Source organism: Paraburkholderia dipogonis, from assembly GCF_046027395.1.
In the GTDB taxonomy this organism is placed as follows: Bacteria; Pseudomonadota; Gammaproteobacteria; order Burkholderiales; family Burkholderiaceae; genus Paraburkholderia; species Paraburkholderia dipogonis_A.
Genome location: NZ_JAQQEG010000012.1, coordinates 124,631 through 140,747, shown reverse-complemented (window position 1 = coordinate 140,747; position 16,117 = coordinate 124,631). Strand labels below are relative to the sequence as shown.

The 16,117-nt window shown below is 58.9% G+C and carries 12 protein-coding genes and 2 pseudogenes; 9 read left to right on the top strand and 5 right to left on the bottom strand.

All coding sequences use genetic code 11. The annotated features are described in order from the left end of the window. Positions 1-472: 472 nt before the first annotated feature. A pseudogene (locus PQR32_RS14415) lies at positions 473-583 on the top strand (integrase); the annotation flags it as partial. Between the two features lie 49 nt (positions 584-632). Beyond that, complete coding sequence (locus PQR32_RS14410; RefSeq protein WP_408227582.1) at positions 633-1,199, top strand: phosphate-starvation-inducible PsiE family protein; 567 nt, start codon at positions 633-635, stop codon at positions 1,197-1,199. A gap of 1,057 nt (positions 1,200-2,256) precedes the next feature. Here the strand turns inward: PQR32_RS14410 and PQR32_RS14405 are convergent. The 3 genes from PQR32_RS14405 to PQR32_RS14395 form a co-directional block, all read right to left on the bottom strand. Further along, positions 2,257-2,454, bottom strand: coding sequence for a tautomerase family protein (locus PQR32_RS14405; protein WP_408227579.1), 198 nt, complete (start codon positions 2,452-2,454; stop codon positions 2,257-2,259). 188 nt (positions 2,455-2,642) lie between these two features. Beyond that, a complete protein-coding gene (locus PQR32_RS14400; protein WP_408227576.1) occupies positions 2,643-3,863 on the bottom strand; it encodes a CaiB/BaiF CoA transferase family protein in 1,221 nt (406 codons plus the stop codon). Next, positions 3,853-4,689, bottom strand: a complete 837-nt coding sequence (locus PQR32_RS14395) for an HTD2 family dehydratase (RefSeq protein WP_408227573.1) — start codon at positions 4,687-4,689, stop codon at positions 3,853-3,855. Before PQR32_RS14395 ends, PQR32_RS14400 begins: the two co-directional genes overlap by 11 nt. Before the next feature lie 198 nt (positions 4,690-4,887). Here PQR32_RS14395 and PQR32_RS14390 point away from each other — a divergent pair, with 198 nt between their 5' ends. Further along, a complete protein-coding gene (locus PQR32_RS14390; protein WP_408227764.1) occupies positions 4,888-5,847 on the top strand; it encodes an IclR family transcriptional regulator in 960 nt (319 codons plus the stop codon). A 32-nt stretch (positions 5,848-5,879) separates the two neighbouring features. On the opposite strand, the gene PQR32_RS14385 is transcribed toward PQR32_RS14390, so the two are convergent. Further along, the gene (locus PQR32_RS14385; RefSeq protein WP_408227570.1) at positions 5,880-6,701 is read right to left on the bottom strand and encodes an IclR family transcriptional regulator; all 822 of its coding nucleotides are present in this window, start codon (positions 6,699-6,701) and stop codon (positions 5,880-5,882) included. 395 nt (positions 6,702-7,096) lie between these two features. Here PQR32_RS14385 and PQR32_RS14380 point away from each other — a divergent pair, with 395 nt between their 5' ends. The 6 genes and pseudogenes from PQR32_RS14380 (at position 7,097) to PQR32_RS14355 (ending at position 14,332) form a co-directional block, all read left to right on the top strand. Next, a complete protein-coding gene (locus PQR32_RS14380) occupies positions 7,097-7,525 on the top strand; it encodes a VOC family protein (RefSeq protein ID WP_408227567.1) in 429 nt (142 codons plus the stop codon). Between the two features lie 212 nt (positions 7,526-7,737). Next, on the top strand, positions 7,738-9,033 hold the full coding sequence (locus tag PQR32_RS14375; protein ID WP_408227564.1) for an MFS transporter: 1,296 nt from the start codon (positions 7,738-7,740) through the stop codon (positions 9,031-9,033). A gap of 39 nt (positions 9,034-9,072) precedes the next feature. Beyond that, on the top strand, positions 9,073-9,843 hold the full coding sequence (locus tag PQR32_RS14370) for an SDR family NAD(P)-dependent oxidoreductase (protein ID WP_408227561.1): 771 nt from the start codon (positions 9,073-9,075) through the stop codon (positions 9,841-9,843). 351 nt (positions 9,844-10,194) lie between these two features. Further along, positions 10,195-10,794, top strand: a pseudogene (locus PQR32_RS14365) (thiolase family protein); the annotation flags it as partial. Positions 10,795-11,420: 626 nt separating this feature from the next. Further along, a complete protein-coding gene (locus PQR32_RS14360; RefSeq protein WP_408227558.1) occupies positions 11,421-12,422 on the top strand; it encodes an EAL domain-containing protein in 1,002 nt (333 codons plus the stop codon). Further along, positions 12,419-14,332 carry a diguanylate cyclase domain-containing protein gene (locus PQR32_RS14355; RefSeq protein WP_408227555.1) on the top strand — a complete coding sequence of 638 codons (1,914 nt, stop codon included), beginning with the start codon at positions 12,419-12,421 and terminating at the stop codon, positions 14,330-14,332. Before PQR32_RS14360 ends, PQR32_RS14355 begins: the two co-directional genes overlap by 4 nt. 14 nt (positions 14,333-14,346) lie before the next feature. Here the strand turns inward: PQR32_RS14355 and PQR32_RS14350 are convergent, their stop codons facing one another. Further along, on the bottom strand, positions 14,347-15,798 hold the full coding sequence (locus tag PQR32_RS14350; RefSeq protein WP_408227552.1) for an aminotransferase-like domain-containing protein: 1,452 nt from the start codon (positions 15,796-15,798) through the stop codon (positions 14,347-14,349). Between the last annotated feature and the right edge of the window lie 319 nt (positions 15,799-16,117).

The following is a 16,117-nucleotide window of genomic DNA, read 5'->3' as shown; positions in this document are numbered from 1 at the left end:
GCCGGCATGATCGAACGTGACCGCCGCGCATTTAAGAAGCTTCGAACCAGGCGGCATCAAAGTGCGCGAACAGCGTGGAGACATGTGTCCCGGCGCGCCGACTGCGAACGAGGGAATCGACCGGACGTGTCCGTGAAAGCGGCACGAACCGGTTCTGCCGTGTGTCGGCCGCGCGATGCGCGGGCAACAGCGTGCGAACAGGCCGGAGCATTGAACGCTCACCGAACTGGGGTTTGCTTCAGATCCTATCTTGCCCTGATGATAGTGAGCAGGGGGAAGGGCCGCTATTACATAAAGCTGTAGTCCGCCCCGTGTACGAGGAACTAATCGACTGACTCGAAGGAATGAATGGCCCTTGTGCCTCGGAAACTGCCGTTATACTGTGGCTGGGGCCGGCGGCAGGATCGGGTCGAGCAGCGACCGTTGGCGGCGAGCGCAGACTAATACTCCCTTCATTCGAAAGGAGAGCTTCATGGAAACCGCTGAAGCCACCCATCCCACGCGGGTGCCGTGGAACAAGGGCATGTTAACAGGACAGAAGCCACCGCTGAAGTTGCCGGAAATCTGGGCGATCCGTGTTCGGCGCGCGCGGTGCGTTCGCGGCGCAGCGACGGCCGCCCGGGAGTCAAACCATGGAAAGAAAGAAAAGCTGGCTGCGCAGGGATCTCGATGCGTTGCGTCTGCAGTGGGACATGCTCACCTTTTATGAACGCTTCGAGCGGCTTGTTGCGCATGTGCTGAGCGTCGTGATTTCCATCATCATCCTCGTGTCGCTCTGGCAGTTGATTCGCGCGGTGATTTCATTGCTGGTTTCGGACGCGCTGAACCCGCTGGATCACGCGGTGTTTCAGACCATCTTCGGCATGGTCATGACGCTGCTGATCGCGATGGAGTTCAAACATTCGATTACGCGCGTGATGGCGCGGCGCGATCACATCGTGCAGGTCAAAACGGTGCTTCTCGTTGCGCTGCTCGCTATCGCCCGCAAATTCATCATTCTCGATCCGGCCAGTGCACCCGCCCAGATCGCGGCGCTTGCGTTTGCGCTGGTGGCGCTGGGGAGCGTCTACTGGCTGATGCGGCAGCGTGATGACCCGGTCGACGCGACGGCTGCCGCGCAAGCGGAGCGCGATCGCGTGGCGCACGCGCAGCGACAGCAAGGGGCACGGCCCGGCGAAGGCGGGCAGCGCGGCAATTGACCCGACTTGCCACGCCCGGCACGGGAGGGCAGCGTAAGCGTCAATCTCGCGGAGGTCGTCGATGGTCACGCGAAGTCCGGCCACCTCCGGTTGCACCCGGGATCCGGGCGTTTCGAGCGGGAGCCCCTTCGTCTCGATGCCCATCGCCCATACCGCAGGCGTCGCCACGCCGGACTACAGCGCACGAAGCATGCACATGCCGCCCTGGCCGAATGCCGGCAACACGACACCGACCGCGTACCGATCGGCGACTGGAACGCCGGCGACGCGGACGACTGGACTGCGGTGTTTGCTAGCGAACGCGTACTCTCTTTGATCAAGCCGTCCTGCGTGCGAGGGTGACGGATCTTCACTCGGACCGCCAACGACGGTAGTTCAGCACGTCATCTGCCATCGTCTCGTAGCCGCTCGGGAGCCGTCGTTCGCGAAATTTACAGGAGAGGCGGAAGTGGGGGCGATGGAAGGGACGCCGCCCTGCTGCCGGGGATGCAGGATCCTGCAGGAACGCTGAGGCCCTACGAGCCGATCGGCATCCATGTGCCAGAGTGGCATTTCGAGACGTCCACTTGAGGAACGGGGGAATGGAATGAGCGCCTCCCACCTGTGAGCGGCGTTCATAACGTTCCGGATCGAAGTCGCCCCGAATGAACACCGGCGCATCGTTCTGGAACTTACCGAGCGCAGCAGGATACATAGCATCGTGTCTTGCGTCGGGAGCGGCGTTTTGCAGATGGGGGCCAACGTCGATATGCCGGGAGTTCCATTGCAACAGGTATTGACGAACGTGATCGTTACGGAACGGCGCAAGCCGTTTGTGTCGGCTAAAGAGATCCCAAACAAAACTCAGCGATGCGCGGCCGCTGGCCGCGTGTTTTTTCGGCTGACCGTCCTCATAGCGGGTGGTGCGGCTATGGGCAGGCTGGCACTTTGGCGATCCCTTGCAAGGTGACGTCCGAAGCTAACACTATTAAATCGAACATCCCCTGCATAGCCAGACCCCGTGTATGACGGAGAGCACTGACGGTGCGATGACCGGCCGTGTTCGGCAAAATTCGCCTCAAGTTGATGAGGTGGTATCTCCGAACAAGGTACCTCCGCCCGCCCAATTGGACGGCGCGACGTCTTCGAAAATCACATAAATGTACTTTGCGTCAGTACCGGTGTTTTTCACAATGCTTTCCGTGATCTCGGCGGCGACCGCCTGCTTAGCAGCGGTGTCCTTACCTTCAAACCAGCTTACTCGAACGACCGGCATTTGCAAATCCTCGTTAAAGTTGTCAGCGATAGTGCAATGCGTGAGCCAGCGTCGGCCCGTCTGCATTGACCTGAAGGATTCTATCGCCGCTGAAAAACGGGATAAACAGCCTCTAAATATGTGCGGAATAGAGAATCTGTCCGCAATGCGCACGTTGGCTTCCCGCGGTCGTCGCATGGCCTTCGATGTTATTGATCCTCCGCTCGAGTTGAACTGGCAATAGCGGTGCCCTCTGCGAGCAGACCAGAAATCTCATGGGCCGAATATCCTATCTCCTCGAGCACGGCGCGCGTATCCCACCCGCGAGGCTGTGCAAATGAGGGGAGCGCAGGGTAAGCATCGTCGAAGCTGATGGTCGAACGGATTGCAACCGTCTTGCCTTCGGTGGGGTGCTCATCGGCCTGCAAAAGTCCGACCGCTTGTAGATGCGGATCATGAGGCAAGGTTTCGAGCGTGTGACATGGCTTGACGGCGATGTCAGCCTCCTGAAGTATGTCGAGCCATTCAACCGTTGTCTTGTCGGTAAGCGGCGCGCCCCGGATTTCAAACCACTCCCTGACGTTCTGGGCTCGCGCGCCAACGGTCGCGAAGCGTTGGTCGTCGATCAGTTCCGCACGACCCACTGCCTTGAGGAACGCACGTACCTGCTGGTCGGTATTGACCGTAAATGCGATCCAACCGTCTGCCGTCTTCACGGGTTTGTTGTGAGGGCTTAGCAAACGAAGATCGCCCGGCGGCCCGACGGGCGGATCAAAACTTTGTTGTGCCAAATGTTCCTGCAGCACGAATGCGGACATGGTTTCGAACATCGGTACTTCAATGGAAGAGCCACTTCCTGTTGCCTTTCTCTGTATGACCGCAGCCAGAATGGACCCAGCAGCAATCTCGCCGACGACGTGATCGCAGATGAGCATGGGAACATAGGATGGTGCGCCATCGCGCGCAAGCGTCAGTCCGGTCATGCCCGTGGCGGCCTGCACGACACTATCGTAGGTGGGATGGCCTGCATAAGGCCCATCAGTGCCATAGCCGGTTATCAGGCAATAAATCTTGTCCGGATGATCCGCACGGATACTTTGCGCGTCGAGCCTGAGACGCACGAGCGCCTGAGGGCGCATATTGGCAATCACCACATCCGCGGAGGCGACCAGCTTTTTGACCAGGTCCTTGCTGCCCGGCTTCTTCAGGTCACAGCATAGATTCCGCTTGCCACGGTTCAGATGCAGGTATGCACCCGAGTGCTGACCAGTCGGAGACAAACCGCCCAAGCCGCGCATCAGATCGCCGTCGGGGCTCTCCAGTTTGATGATCTCGGCGCCGTATTGCGCGAGCCTTGCCGTGCATACCGGACCGACCACGACACTAGTCAGGTCCAGGATGCGAATTCCCTTCAAAGGTTCAAAGGTCATTTATTTCAGCCTCCATTACAGCAGCGAGTTTTCCGCAATCGTCGTATGCCTTCAGGCTCCGCTCGGTACCGCTGCCATCGGCCGCGATCGTTACGGGCCGTCCGCAGAAAAGCGGCGCAAGGTTTTTCATCGTGAATCTGCTCAGATTCAGCGCAAGTTCACGGCGCGCGAACTCAGTTAAAAACAGCGTGGTGAGTCCGCCGTTGACCACAAGATCCGGAAACCCTTCCACTTCGCGCGCGTAGCCCCGGTCGATGTGAATCTTGTGAGAGTTGAATCCAAGCGCCGAGTATTGGAATAGCAGCGTCTCATCGGGGACCACGACCTTCGTATAGGAGGCCGATACCGCAACAGGTTCGCCAACGGATTCCTTGTCGCCCGCCTGCGCAGGCAACAGCAGGTAAGTCTGCGTCTCGGTGATTGCGGGCTCCGCGTGGTTCGCGAGCCGCAACGAGTGGACGATCTTCACGATGGCCTTGCGCCCGGAGGCACTGGTCTTCTCGATGATGTCGGCTACGCCACTCGTCCTGGTGACGACCGCGCCAATTGGAATGTCATGGTGGTACTCCACGCTTCGTCCGCCCTGCAGAAGGCGAGGCAAGCCAAGATCTGGAATTGGCGCGCCGAGACCGGGAAAACCGTCAGCGCGTAGCTCTGAGCGTCGAGTGTCGGCACCCATAAGGAGAAAATGCCAGCCGCGAGGAAGCGGGGCGCCATCACTGATGGCATCCATCGGTAGGTCCAGCATTGCGGCCACCCGCCTGACTAACGAGACAGAGCAGTCCTCAGTGCGGGTGTAGGTTACGTGAGTTGCTTCTACCGTCATCGAGAACTCCTTGTTCCTCGGCTGCCAAACTAGATGTGCGTCTGTTTTGTAGTGCATAGGTGAAAATGATATTTCATTGGTGATTCTACTCGATTCCGCGGCCGGTACAACCTGCGGTTAACGCGGAGTTGTGCGCGGAGCGATTGATCCGCGGCCAGGTGCGGTACGACCGTTCTGCGAGCGGAGCACTTGATTGAAGTGATTTGGCTCATCCAGTACAGTGGTTCGAATGCGTATCTATTGCGATTGGGCCGAGCGACACCGTCGGGCCGCCTTTCGCATGAAATAAACCAACTCATGCCGCGGCAACGCACAAACAGCGAACTGAAGAGCAGCAACCAGATGAAAGATGACGTGACAGAAGTGACAAAAGCAGGAGAAGCGGAGGGCCGCGCTTACTCGGCGCCAGCGCTTGAGAAGGGCCTCGACATATTGGAGATGCTGTGCCAGGCCGAAGCGCCGGTGACGATGAAGGACATTGCCCTGCAGCTCGGGCGCAGCGTCGGCGAGCTCTACCGCATGCTTGCGGTGTTGATAGACCGCAAGTATGTTGCGCAAATCGGCGACAGCTACTACATCACGACGAAGCTTTTTTCCCTGTCGCACGACAATCCGCCCACGCACAGGCTGCTCACCGAGGCAATGCCGATCATGCAGAAGCTGTCGAGTCAACTCGACCAGGCCTGCCATCTGACCGTGTACGGCGAAGGCCGTCAGACCGTCATCGCAAAGGTCGACACCCCGAGCGGAATGGGATTTAGCGTCCGCGTGGGATCAGAACTGGATGTGCTGGTGTCTGCGTCCGGGCGCGTCCTTCTTGCGTTCCAGGACCTGGAAACTCGAAAGTTCAGAATCGATGAATCATTGGAGCGGCGCCCTGACCAGGCTGATCCGCAGATCTCGGGTGTTCTCGACTTTATCAAACAGCGTGGCTATGAATCGGCTCCGAGCGTTCAGGTGCGCGGCTTGTACGCGGTGAGTTTCCCCATTCTGGATTCGCACAACCACGCGATAGCAGCGCTTACCGTTCCGTACGCTGAACGGATCGATCAGACTCGTCGCAAGTCGATTTCAGACATTGAAGACGCCCTTGGAGAAGCAGCTGCGCTGCTGTGCACGCGAGTTGGTGGACGTTCGCAGGTGCGGGCGAACGCTTAGCTGAAGGCGATTTCAAGCGGCCGATATTGCCATCAGTCATGCCGCTGCCTGGAATCCGGCACACCTCCGCCAATGCGCCCGCTGATAGTCTTGGCGGCCTCTTCCAGCGCCGCCTGAATCTCGCTGACCGGCTTGCGCTGCGCCTGGTCGATTCGTTCCGCATAGGGAATCGTCAGCGCCGCGCTTGCGTGATTCCTCGAATCCAGTACGGGAAAGCTGAGCGCATATAGGCCCCTCACCTGCGAACTGGGGGCGGACTCGAAGCCGCGCGCCCGAATGTAGTCCAGAACGGCGTCAATCTGCGGATCCGCCTGGTCTGGCCTTCGCTGCAGCGATTCGGCAATCCGCAGTTTGCGTGTCTCTTCATCCTGGAAGGCGACCAAAACCCGTCCCGACACAGAGATCAACACGTCCAGATCCGACCCGACCCGAAGGCTGAATCCCATTCCGCTCGGCGTATCGACTTTCGCCACCACGACCTGCTTGCCGTGGTTATAGACCGTCAGATGACAGGATTGATCGAACTCGCTTGCTAGCCGGTTCATGACTGGCGTCGCTTCGAGCAGCAGCCGGTGTGTTGGTGGATTCAGGTGCGAAAGCTCGAATAGCTTGGTGGTGATTGCGTAACTGTCGTCGATCTGCGCGACATAGTTGCGGCTCACCAGGCACTGAATCATTCGGTAAATCTCGCCCACGCTTCGACCCACCTGGCCGGCCAGGTCCTTCTGGGTCAGCGGATGCTGGCTTCCGCAGAGCGCCTCAAGAATGTCGAGGCCCTTCTCCAGCGCTGGGGCCGAATAGCTGCGGGCGCCCGCTTCATCAGCGGAAGTGTCCAGGTTGACGTCACGTTTCATAACCCAAGTCCTCCGATCCCTTGTATCTGCCCCCGCCCGCTGAATGCCGTGGCGGCTGATTGCGCTTTCAATTCATCCATGCATCTGGCGTTTCGGTGTGACGCAGGCCAATTTTGATGCATCCCTAGTTTGTACACGATCGAAAGACCTGAAAATCCCAAAAGATGCCGAGAATCAAGCCTGAGAATAGCAAACTCGCGCTACTGGCGCATACGTGAAAATACTTGTAGGTGTTTGCACCTATGCATAGTTGACTTCACCAGTGAAACGACATAACTTGTCATTAAGCTTTGAACATGAGAACAGAGCTTCGACCGGAGCAGCGCAGTTGCATATGACGCTTCATGCCTTCCTGCTCACCCAAGCGCATCCTTTGACCCCTGAAGAGGCACGACATGAACTTCAAGTTTCACCACCTCAACCTGTGCACGGACAGTCTTCCTCGCCTGACCAAGTTCTATCAAACGCTGTTCGATCTCGGCACTATCAACGACGAAGAACACGCTCGGGTGAACGCCGAAAGCACGACTACGGGCTACAACGGCAAGGTCGACTTCCTTAGCGATGGCGACATCGAATTTCACTGGGCGGAGCGGGATCTGGATACTGGCTTCAAGATGAATCAGATCGTCAATCCGATGGCGCGTGGACACTTTTGCTTCCGCACTGACGACATTGAGGGCTTTAAGCGGCGGCTCGATGAGCGTGGCATTCGCTATTCGGACTACGGTCGTTGGGCGATTGCCGGTTGGCACCAGGTGTTCCTTCAGGATCCGGATGGAAACGTGATCGAAGTACACCAACCGAACGTGTTTGCTCGCTAGGGGTAGCTGGCGCAGCGGCGTCCCGTCGCCACTTGGCAACCGGGCCCGGGTGCTGCGCCTCCTGCATGCAGGCCACTCAGTTGTGCCCGTTCTCCGGTTGGATGTGTGCGACGCCTGACCAGCCACGCTTGATCGAATTACCCCTTCCATTTCGTTATCAAAGCAAAATCAATCTTCCAACAGGAGACATCCCGATGAGGGACACACTAACTATGGACATGCCCGCCGCGCCAACGAATTCGATGGCAAAGCGCGCGACTGTCGCGAGTACGGTAGGTTCGGCGCTGGAGTGGATCGACTTCACTGCATACGGTGCGGTTTCGGCGACCGTCTTTCCCAAGATATTCTTTTCGCAAATGGACCCCAACATGGGCATCCTTGCGGCGTTCGCGACCTTCGGGATCGGCTTTTTTGCGCGCCCGCTTGGTGGCCTGTTCTTCGGGATGCTGGGCGACCGTATCGGACGAAAGAACATTCTTCTTTATACGTTGTCGCTGATGGGCGCGGCGTCGTTCCTCATCGGCTGTCTGCCGACCTACGCGACCATTGGCTTTGCGGCACCGTTGTGTCTCGTTCTCCTGCGCTTCCTGCAAGGCTTTGCGCTCGGCGGCGAGGCGACTGGCGCCCAACTGATGACGATGGAGCACGCTCCGCAGAACAAGCGAGGCCTGTATGGATCTTTTATTAACACCGGTTCGTCGCTGAGCGCGGCGCTGGCGAGCGGGATGCTGTTCGTGTTGACAAGCACCCTCGGCGCGGAGCAGTTTCAAAGCTGGGGATGGCGTGTGCCGTTCCTTCTGAGCTTCCTGCTGGTCATCGTCGGAATCTATATCCGTCTTCGGGTTTCAGAGACACCGGCCTTCGTGCAGGCACATGCCAAAGGCCAGGAGGAACGCGTCCCGTTGATCAAGGCGTTCGCTCAGTATCCGGGGACGATTCTTCGACTGCTCGTAGTTTGGTGCGCCCCCACGGCGTGCTTCTACGTGATTACCGTTTTCTCGCTCAGCTATATCACCAAGAATCTCGCACTGCCAAGTCAGACTGCGTTTCTTTGCCTGATGGGCGCGAACGTCTTCGCGATTTTCACGGTCATCGCAGGAGGTGCGGTGAGTGACCGGATCGGCCGTAAGCCAACCATGTTGATTGCATCGGTGTTGACGCTTGCGATCGCGCTGTCTTACTTCACCCTCCTCGACAGCAAGAGCTGGTATCTCATCTTCTTCGCAATGGCGGCGTTCGTCGGATCGCTCCAGATCCAGTCAGGCGTGCAGCCAGCTTTCTTTGCGGAGCCTTTCCCAACCAACGTCCGTTATTCCGGCTCCGCGGCCGCATACACCGGCGCGAATCTGCTGATGGGTGGCCCCACACCATTCATCTGCGCCTGGCTGCTGCAGCGTGCGCACGGGCAGACGTGGGTCATCACTGCCTTTTGCGCGGTTGTCATCAGCGCCTCGCTCATCGCCATCATTGCGAGCCCTGAAACCCGACACCTCGACATCAAACGCTAATTCGCGCTCTGCGGATCGGCACGAAACGGAGTAAGAGACATGCTTTTGGAAAACAAGGTTTGTGTGATCGTCGGGGCGGGTTCGCTCAGGGGAATCGGATATGCGACTGCAGAACTGTTCGCGGAACACGGCGGAAAAATCGTCGCTGTCGACCTGGTCATGAATGATGGCCTGGCAAGCGAAATGAAGGCTTCTATCGATGCCAAGACTGGCCGCGATGCCGACGTGACCGGTATCAGATGCGACATCGCCAACGGTGAGGATTGCATCCGTCTGTTCGATGAGGTCTGCGCTCGCTACGGAGCGGTTGATTGCCTCGTGAACAGCGCAGCGATTGTTAAAGCCCAGCCGATGCTGACAATAGAGGACTCCGACTACGATCGGATCATGAATGTGAACCTCAAGGGAACGTTCAATCTCTGCAAGAGCGCGCTTGCGGTGTTTGCTGAGCAGAAGCGCGGCGCCATCGTCAACGTTGCTTCGGTCGCGGCACAACGCGGGGGCGGTCTGGTCGGCGGTGCGCATTACGCGGCATCAAAAGGTGGCGTCATTAGTCTGACCCGCACGATCGCCCGGGAGTTCGGGCCAATGGGGATCCGTGCCAATGTCGTCTGCCCGTCGATGACGGAAACAGGCATGCTGGACGGGCTGTCCGAAGAGCGGCAGAAGGAGATCGCCACGACCATTCCTCTTCAGCGTGCTGGTCGGCCAGTGGAGATTGCGGGTGCTTGCCTTTTCCTCGCGTCGGATCTGGCGGGCTATGTCACCGGGGCGACCATCGACGTCAACGGTGGCAGCCACATTCATTAGTCGGCGGTGGCTGACCAGGATTCCCCCGGCGATCAACGTAAGCTGTAGTTTCAAACCAGATTTTATGGGTAGCGGAGCGCCTGCTCCGCACACACCCTTGTTTGCCCATGAGGGCACACAGCATCGAGCTTCGACTGCTTCGCGCGGCGGCACCCTAACGCTGCGGGGTTGCTCCAGATCAATGTAGCGGCTACCCATTGACTGTTGCAGACACCGACCCGCGAACCGTTGGCCCAAGCGCCGGCGACGCACTTCTTCGGAATACCACGAGACCAATAACGTCGGGCGACCAGGGCGCTTGACAGAGGGGCCGTAGGGATCTGAACGTAAACTCGAATGGAGAGGACTGGCATGACTGAAGCATATTTGTGTGACGCAATTCGCACGCCGATCGGTCGTTACGCAGGCTCGCTGTCTTCTGTGCGCGCCGACGATCTGGGCGCGGTACCTTTGCGCGCGCTGGTCGAGCGTAACAGGGACGTGGATTGGGAAGGCGTCGAAGAAGTGATCTACGGCTGCGCGAACCAGGCGGGCGAGGACAACCGAAACGTCGCGCGCATGTCGGCGCTTCTTGCCGGCCTGCCGGTTGGCACGCCAGGTTCTACCGTGAACCGTTTGTGTGGTTCGGGTATGGATGCGGTGGGCATTGCGGTGCGGGCAATCAAATCGGGCGAAGCGGGTTTGCTGATTGCGGGTGGTGTCGAAAGCATGAGTCGCGCGCCCTTTGTATTGGGTAAGGCGACAAGCGGGTTCTCGCGTCTGGCGCAAATCCAGGATACGACCATCGGCTGGCGCTTTGTCAATGCGCTAATGAAGAAGCAATACGGCGTCGATTCGATGCCGGAAACTGCTGAGAACGTCACGGACGACTATCAGGTAAGTCGTGAAGATCAGGACGCGTTCGCCTTGCGCAGCCAGCAGAAGGCCGCCCGCGCGCAAAAAGACGGGACATTTGGGTTACCCCGTTTGGCCCATTGACGCTCGGCGAACGTATCGGCGCTCGGCGGATCATGGCGGTGCTCCGCGGGTTGATGGATGTCTGTGGCGACCCTCGATACCGTCCCGGTGTCTGGCTTTCTCGTCGTGCGTCCCTCAACCTGCCTTTGTCGATGCCGGACTGAGGCCTGAAATCGTCCCGAGCTCGCGACGGTAGACGGGGAGAAGTCCACACGGAACTCGCCACCACAAGGGATGACGGCCCGCGTCGTAGGATGAGAGAGTTCTGGCTTGACCAGCGATGCACCACTGCTGGGGCGACATCTTCAGGAAGGTTTAACTCTGCAAGCTATCAACTGGCTTGAGACGCGCAATATGTCCCGATCGGCCGTCGTCACTCAAAGTTGCCATGTCTTTATCTTGGATAATCCGTTCTTGTCTCACCATCCCAGGTTTGAGATTTTTCTCAAGATGCATGCTCTGTTTTTCGAGATACATCCTGGTGGGCGAATTGCCGCGCCGACTTATCCCGCGTGTGACGGCGGATCTGATACGCATGTTTTGACACGTAACTGCTACTCGTTTTCGAAACGCAGTCAGGTCATAGTACGCGACACAGATAACTGCGCGAAGCCAACTTCATGCGTTCCTTTCAACGCTACACAGCACGACTGCGCCGGCTGCGACCTGTATTCGACGCGCATCTTGACGAGGTCGTGACCGTCACCGTTGTGTCGGCCCTAGCTATTTTGCTGGCGGCCACCCTGATCGGAGTTCACGACGCCGCTGTGCCGGCCGTCGCGTTGTCTGCTTGCGTTGCGCTTGTGTACGGGGGTTACGGGGTCTCCCCAAAAGCGAGATTGCGGCGCGCGGCGCGCATCGGTCTTCGCCGCGGGGAGTTCCATGTTGTCTATCAGCCCATCGTGGACACGCACACGCGACGTTGCGTGGGTGTGGAAGCCCTGCTCCGGTGGGGTCATCCAAAGTTCGGAGCCGAAGGCCCGGGGCGGTTCATTCGAGCGCTCGAAGGCACGCGTCTGCTCGGCGCATTGACCTGTTTCGTACTACGCGAGGCGAATAACGCACTGACCGAGGTACCGTTCGCTCAGGACTGGCATATATCGGTAAATATCTGCGCGCGGCATCTGATGGAGGAAAGCTTTGTCGAGGATATCTGTGAGTCCGCCGGTCCAATGTTAGATCGCCTGGTTCTGGAACTCACCGAGCGCAACTGCGTCGAGCGCACACCGCGGGTTATCGCGGCGCTTAGCCACTTGAGGCAGCGTGACGTACGCCTGTCACTCGACGATTTCGGCACCGGCTTCAGCAATCTGGACTTACTCTGGGATTTCCGGTTTGATCAGGTGAAAGTCGACCGGCGATTTCTAGCCATGCGCGGCGAAGCGCGCACCCTGTTTCTGAAGTCAATCGCCGCGTTGGTGCATACGCTTGGGGCGAAAGTTGTCGTGGAAGGCATCGAGAGCGCTGCACAACACGATGTGATACAGCGCTCGGGAATCGACCTCGCACAGGGATACTGGTATGGGAAGCCGATGGCAGTTGATCAGCTGCGTGCGTTTGCGTCGGCGAGGACGTCGATAAATACACCACACGGTGTGACCCGAATGGAGCATGGAGCGTGAAAGACGAATGCACCATGGATGCGGAGCGGCAACGACAACTAGCCACCGCCAACCCGCCACCAGAAAGCAACCACGATCAGTACTTTGAGCGCATGACCAGCATCGCTGCGCGCGCGCTGAATTTACCGATATCAGTCATATTTCTGGACAACTTGGGTCAGCCAGAAGTCATGGGTGCAAGTGGGTGCAATCGGGATGTGCTATCGCATGTGGAGACATACTATTGCCGGACGCTCCAATGCGATGACCCGTTCGTCGTCAGGGACGCGTTGTCTGATGCGAAGCTTGCGCAGGGGCCACTGGCAATCGGCGAACCGGGCATCCGCTTTTTCGCAGGTATTGCGCTGCGTCTTCCGTGCGGCAAACCCATCGGTATGCTGTGCGCGATGCACGCGATGCCGCGGCGCTTCACGCGCGAACAGCGTCAGATGCTGGTAGACCTCGGGCAAATGATCGAGCACGAAGTTGGCCTGCGCCAGCTGGACAGCCCTGATCGTTTGCAGGTGCTTCAGGTGATCGACCGGCTTGAGGCCCAGCATGCGCTGTACGTCGAGACGTTCTATCGGACACCGGTCGCTATTGCGCATATCGGAAGGGACTGGGAGTGGCGTCGCATGAATGATGCCTGCGTGAAATTCTTCGCGCACTCGCGTGCTCCGCTGACGAAAACGAACATACTCGATCTGCTGGATGCGAGCGACCGGACCAGCCTTGAACAGGTCGTGCAGGCACTCAATCGTGGGCGAGGGGTCGAGGTCCTGACGCTCGACGTAACGTTCCGGTTGCGCAACAAGCAAAGTAAGCCAGCGCGAGTGCAGGTGGCATTGAAGCAGGCGGCGTCGACCCGCGACGGAGGCTGGCTGTTTGTCATTCACGATACCCAGGCGGAGCAACGGGAAAAAACCGCGCGCGATGCGCGGGAGGCTGCGTTGCATCGGGCAGCACATGAGGCCTCGGAAGTTCTGCGCAGGTCGCATGAGCAGCTGACGACCGCCGAGCGACAATTGGGGGCCACGCGCGCAGATTTGCGCGCCATCGCTGACAATCTGCCGGTGCTGGTCGCTTACGTCGACGGTGAGCGACGTCTTCAGTTTGCCAACTCAACCTATCGCGAGTGGCTGGGGTTGGACCCGGAGGAGATCACGGGACGGCTCACCCATGAGGTTCTCGACGCTGACTACGTTGCTGCCATCGAGCCGTACGTCCAACGCGTGCTCAACGGCGAAAGGGTCGAGTACGAGGTCGGAGCGACGCTTAACGGGAGCCAACGTATCCTGCGCGGTGTGCTGGTGCCGCGTCGCGTCCACGATCAGTCGGCTGACGGGTATTACCTGCTGGTGCAGGATGTGACTGAGAGAAGGGCGTTGCTCGATTGCATGCGGCATCAGGCGTTCCACGACGCGCTGACCGGCCTGCCTAACAGACGCTCGTTCCTCCACAGGCTGGAGGAGGCATGCGCAGCAGGAGGCGACGGTGTGGCTGCCATTATGTTTATCGACCTGGACGGCTTCAAGGCTGTCAACGATACATACGGGCATCAGTGCGGCAACGAAGTACTTGTTGAAGCCGCGCGCCGGATTAGCTGCTGCGTGCGTGGCGGGGATCTGATTGCGCGGCATGCCGGGGATGCGTTCACGGTGCTGCTGACCGGCCCTGCAATCGATCGTGCTGCACTGGAGAAAATTGCACGCGCAATCCTGCTGACGCTGAGCCAGCCCATAACGTTCGGGGCGAAGGTCGTCCAGTTATCGGCGAGTATCGGCATGCTACCGCGCGACCAGGCAGCGTCATTCAGTGGCGAAGCCCTGTTACGCGCGGCGAATGCCGCAATGTATCGTGCGAAAGTCGCGGGCAAGGCGCGTATTGTCGTGCTCGAGCTTCACGATTCACCGGCCGGCATGCACGGTTGAAATCGACGCCCGCGTCATGCCGGCTGCACCGGACCGGCCAGCTTTGCGCCACAACGCGATTCATCAGCGCACAGGGCGCCTAGTGTCGCGACCGCTTTATCGAGCTGTGCCGACCACGGGTATCCATAGTTTAGACGCACACGGTGTCGAAAGGCGCCGTCCGCAGAGAAGATAGGTCCGGGCGCGACGCTGATGCCACTGTTGAGCGCAGCCTGGAAGAGGTGTATCGAGTCTACGTGATCCGGTAGCGCCACCCATGTGAAATAACCGCCGTCAGACCTCGTCGCCATCGTATTGGCCGGGAAGTACCGGCTAATCGCGTCGAGCATCTGCGATTGCTGATGGGCCAACTCGCGACGCAGTTTGTGCAGGAAACGTTCATATCCGCCGTGCTCCAGATAGTCGGCGATTGCGCGCTGCGCCGGCATGCTGGCCGATAGCGTGGTCATCCATTTCGCACGTTCCAGCCCGCCCGCGAACCTTCCGGCTGCCGCCCAGCCGATACGATATCCGGGCGCAAGGCACTTCGCGAACGATCCACAATGGATGACAAGACCTTTCCGGTCGAAGAATTTGGCCGGACGCACCGGGTCCGGGCCAAAGTGCAGCTCGTTGTAGACGTCATCCTCGATGAGCGGCACGTCGTGTTTGGCGAGCAGATCAACCAGCGCCTGCTTCCTGGAATCGTCCAGTGTCACCCCGGTCGGATTGTGGAACGAGGTCATGAACCAGCAGGCGCGAACCGGATGTTGCTGCAGCGCCCGCGCGAGCGCATCCAGATCATGACCCTCCACCGGGTCAACAGGAATCTCCACTACGTTCAGCCTCAGACGTTCGATAGCCTGCAGCGCTGCATAAAACGTCGGCTTTTCGATCACGATCACGTCGCCTGGAGCGGCGAGCAACTGGGCGCTTAGTGTCAGGGCTTCGAGTGCACCACTCGTAATGATTATCTCGTCGACGGGCACCGTCATGCCCGCCATCAGGTAACGCAACGAAATCTGCTGGCGCAATCCTTCGTGCCCTGGCGGCAGTCCGTCAACCATGCTGGCTAGGTCCGTTGAACGATTGACCGTCGCGCACGACTTTCCGACGCGCGCCATCGGAAACAGCGCAGGGCTCAAGAACGCTGAACCAAGTGGGACCGTCTCGGGCTGCCTGATCGTCTTGAGGACCTCAAAGACAAGGTCGCTGATATTGACGGTCTTCGGGTCGGTACCCAGGGAGGTCCAGGGCATTTGCTGCGGTAATTCTCTGGAAGTCGCCGACACGAAATAGCCTGAACGCGGGCGCGCCTTGATCATGCCCCGATTTTCGAGCAGGTAGTAGGCACGAAATACCGTCGCGGGGCTCACGCCCCAAGCCTTGCATGCCGCGCGAACCGAAGGGATACGCGCGCCGGGTGGCAGATCACCGCGCTTGATGAGCTCACTGAGTTGGTCGGCTAGCCGCTCGTACCGTTTCAACTTGTACTCCTCACAGATAACACCGTTGCGGGCGTCGGACCCGCCCCGGTAGCACACACACTTAACGTTAGAAGAAAGCCGCTTATCAATCTGATACGGCCTTTCTTTTGCAATCTGCTTCTATTGCTGACGGGCACACGCTGGCAAAGTGCGGCGCAGACAGTTTCCACTTCTTTCGATGTTTCGCCTACGCGTAGCGGTCCAATCGATAGCGATTTTAAAGCCGAAATTTTTTAACGATAAATCAATGGCATTTGGGTTCCCGGTATCAACCATCAGTTGCAGCGCGTTCATCGCGCTCCGTCGGGCATGGAGACGA

Bases quoted from the DNA above. Each gene is read 5' to 3' on its own strand.
- PQR32_RS14410 (WP_408227582.1), top strand. From the start codon at position 633: ATGGAAAGAAAGAAAAGCTGGCTGCGCAGGGATCTCGATGCGTTGCGT.
- PQR32_RS14405 (WP_408227579.1), bottom strand. From the start codon at position 2,454: ATGCCGGTCGTTCGAGTAAGCTGGTTTGAAGGTAAGGACACCGCTGCT.
- PQR32_RS14400 (WP_408227576.1), bottom strand. From the start codon at position 3,863: ATGACCTTTGAACCTTTGAAGGGAATTCGCATCCTGGACCTGACTAGT.
- PQR32_RS14395 (WP_408227573.1), bottom strand. From the start codon at position 4,689: ATGACGGTAGAAGCAACTCACGTAACCTACACCCGCACTGAGGACTGC.
- PQR32_RS14385 (WP_408227570.1), bottom strand. From the start codon at position 6,701: ATGAAACGTGACGTCAACCTGGACACTTCCGCTGATGAAGCGGGCGCC.
- PQR32_RS14380 (WP_408227567.1), top strand. From the start codon at position 7,097: ATGAACTTCAAGTTTCACCACCTCAACCTGTGCACGGACAGTCTTCCT.
- PQR32_RS14375 (WP_408227564.1), top strand. From the start codon at position 7,738: ATGGACATGCCCGCCGCGCCAACGAATTCGATGGCAAAGCGCGCGACT.
- PQR32_RS14370 (WP_408227561.1), top strand. From the start codon at position 9,073: ATGCTTTTGGAAAACAAGGTTTGTGTGATCGTCGGGGCGGGTTCGCTC.
- PQR32_RS14360 (WP_408227558.1), top strand. From the start codon at position 11,421: ATGCGTTCCTTTCAACGCTACACAGCACGACTGCGCCGGCTGCGACCT.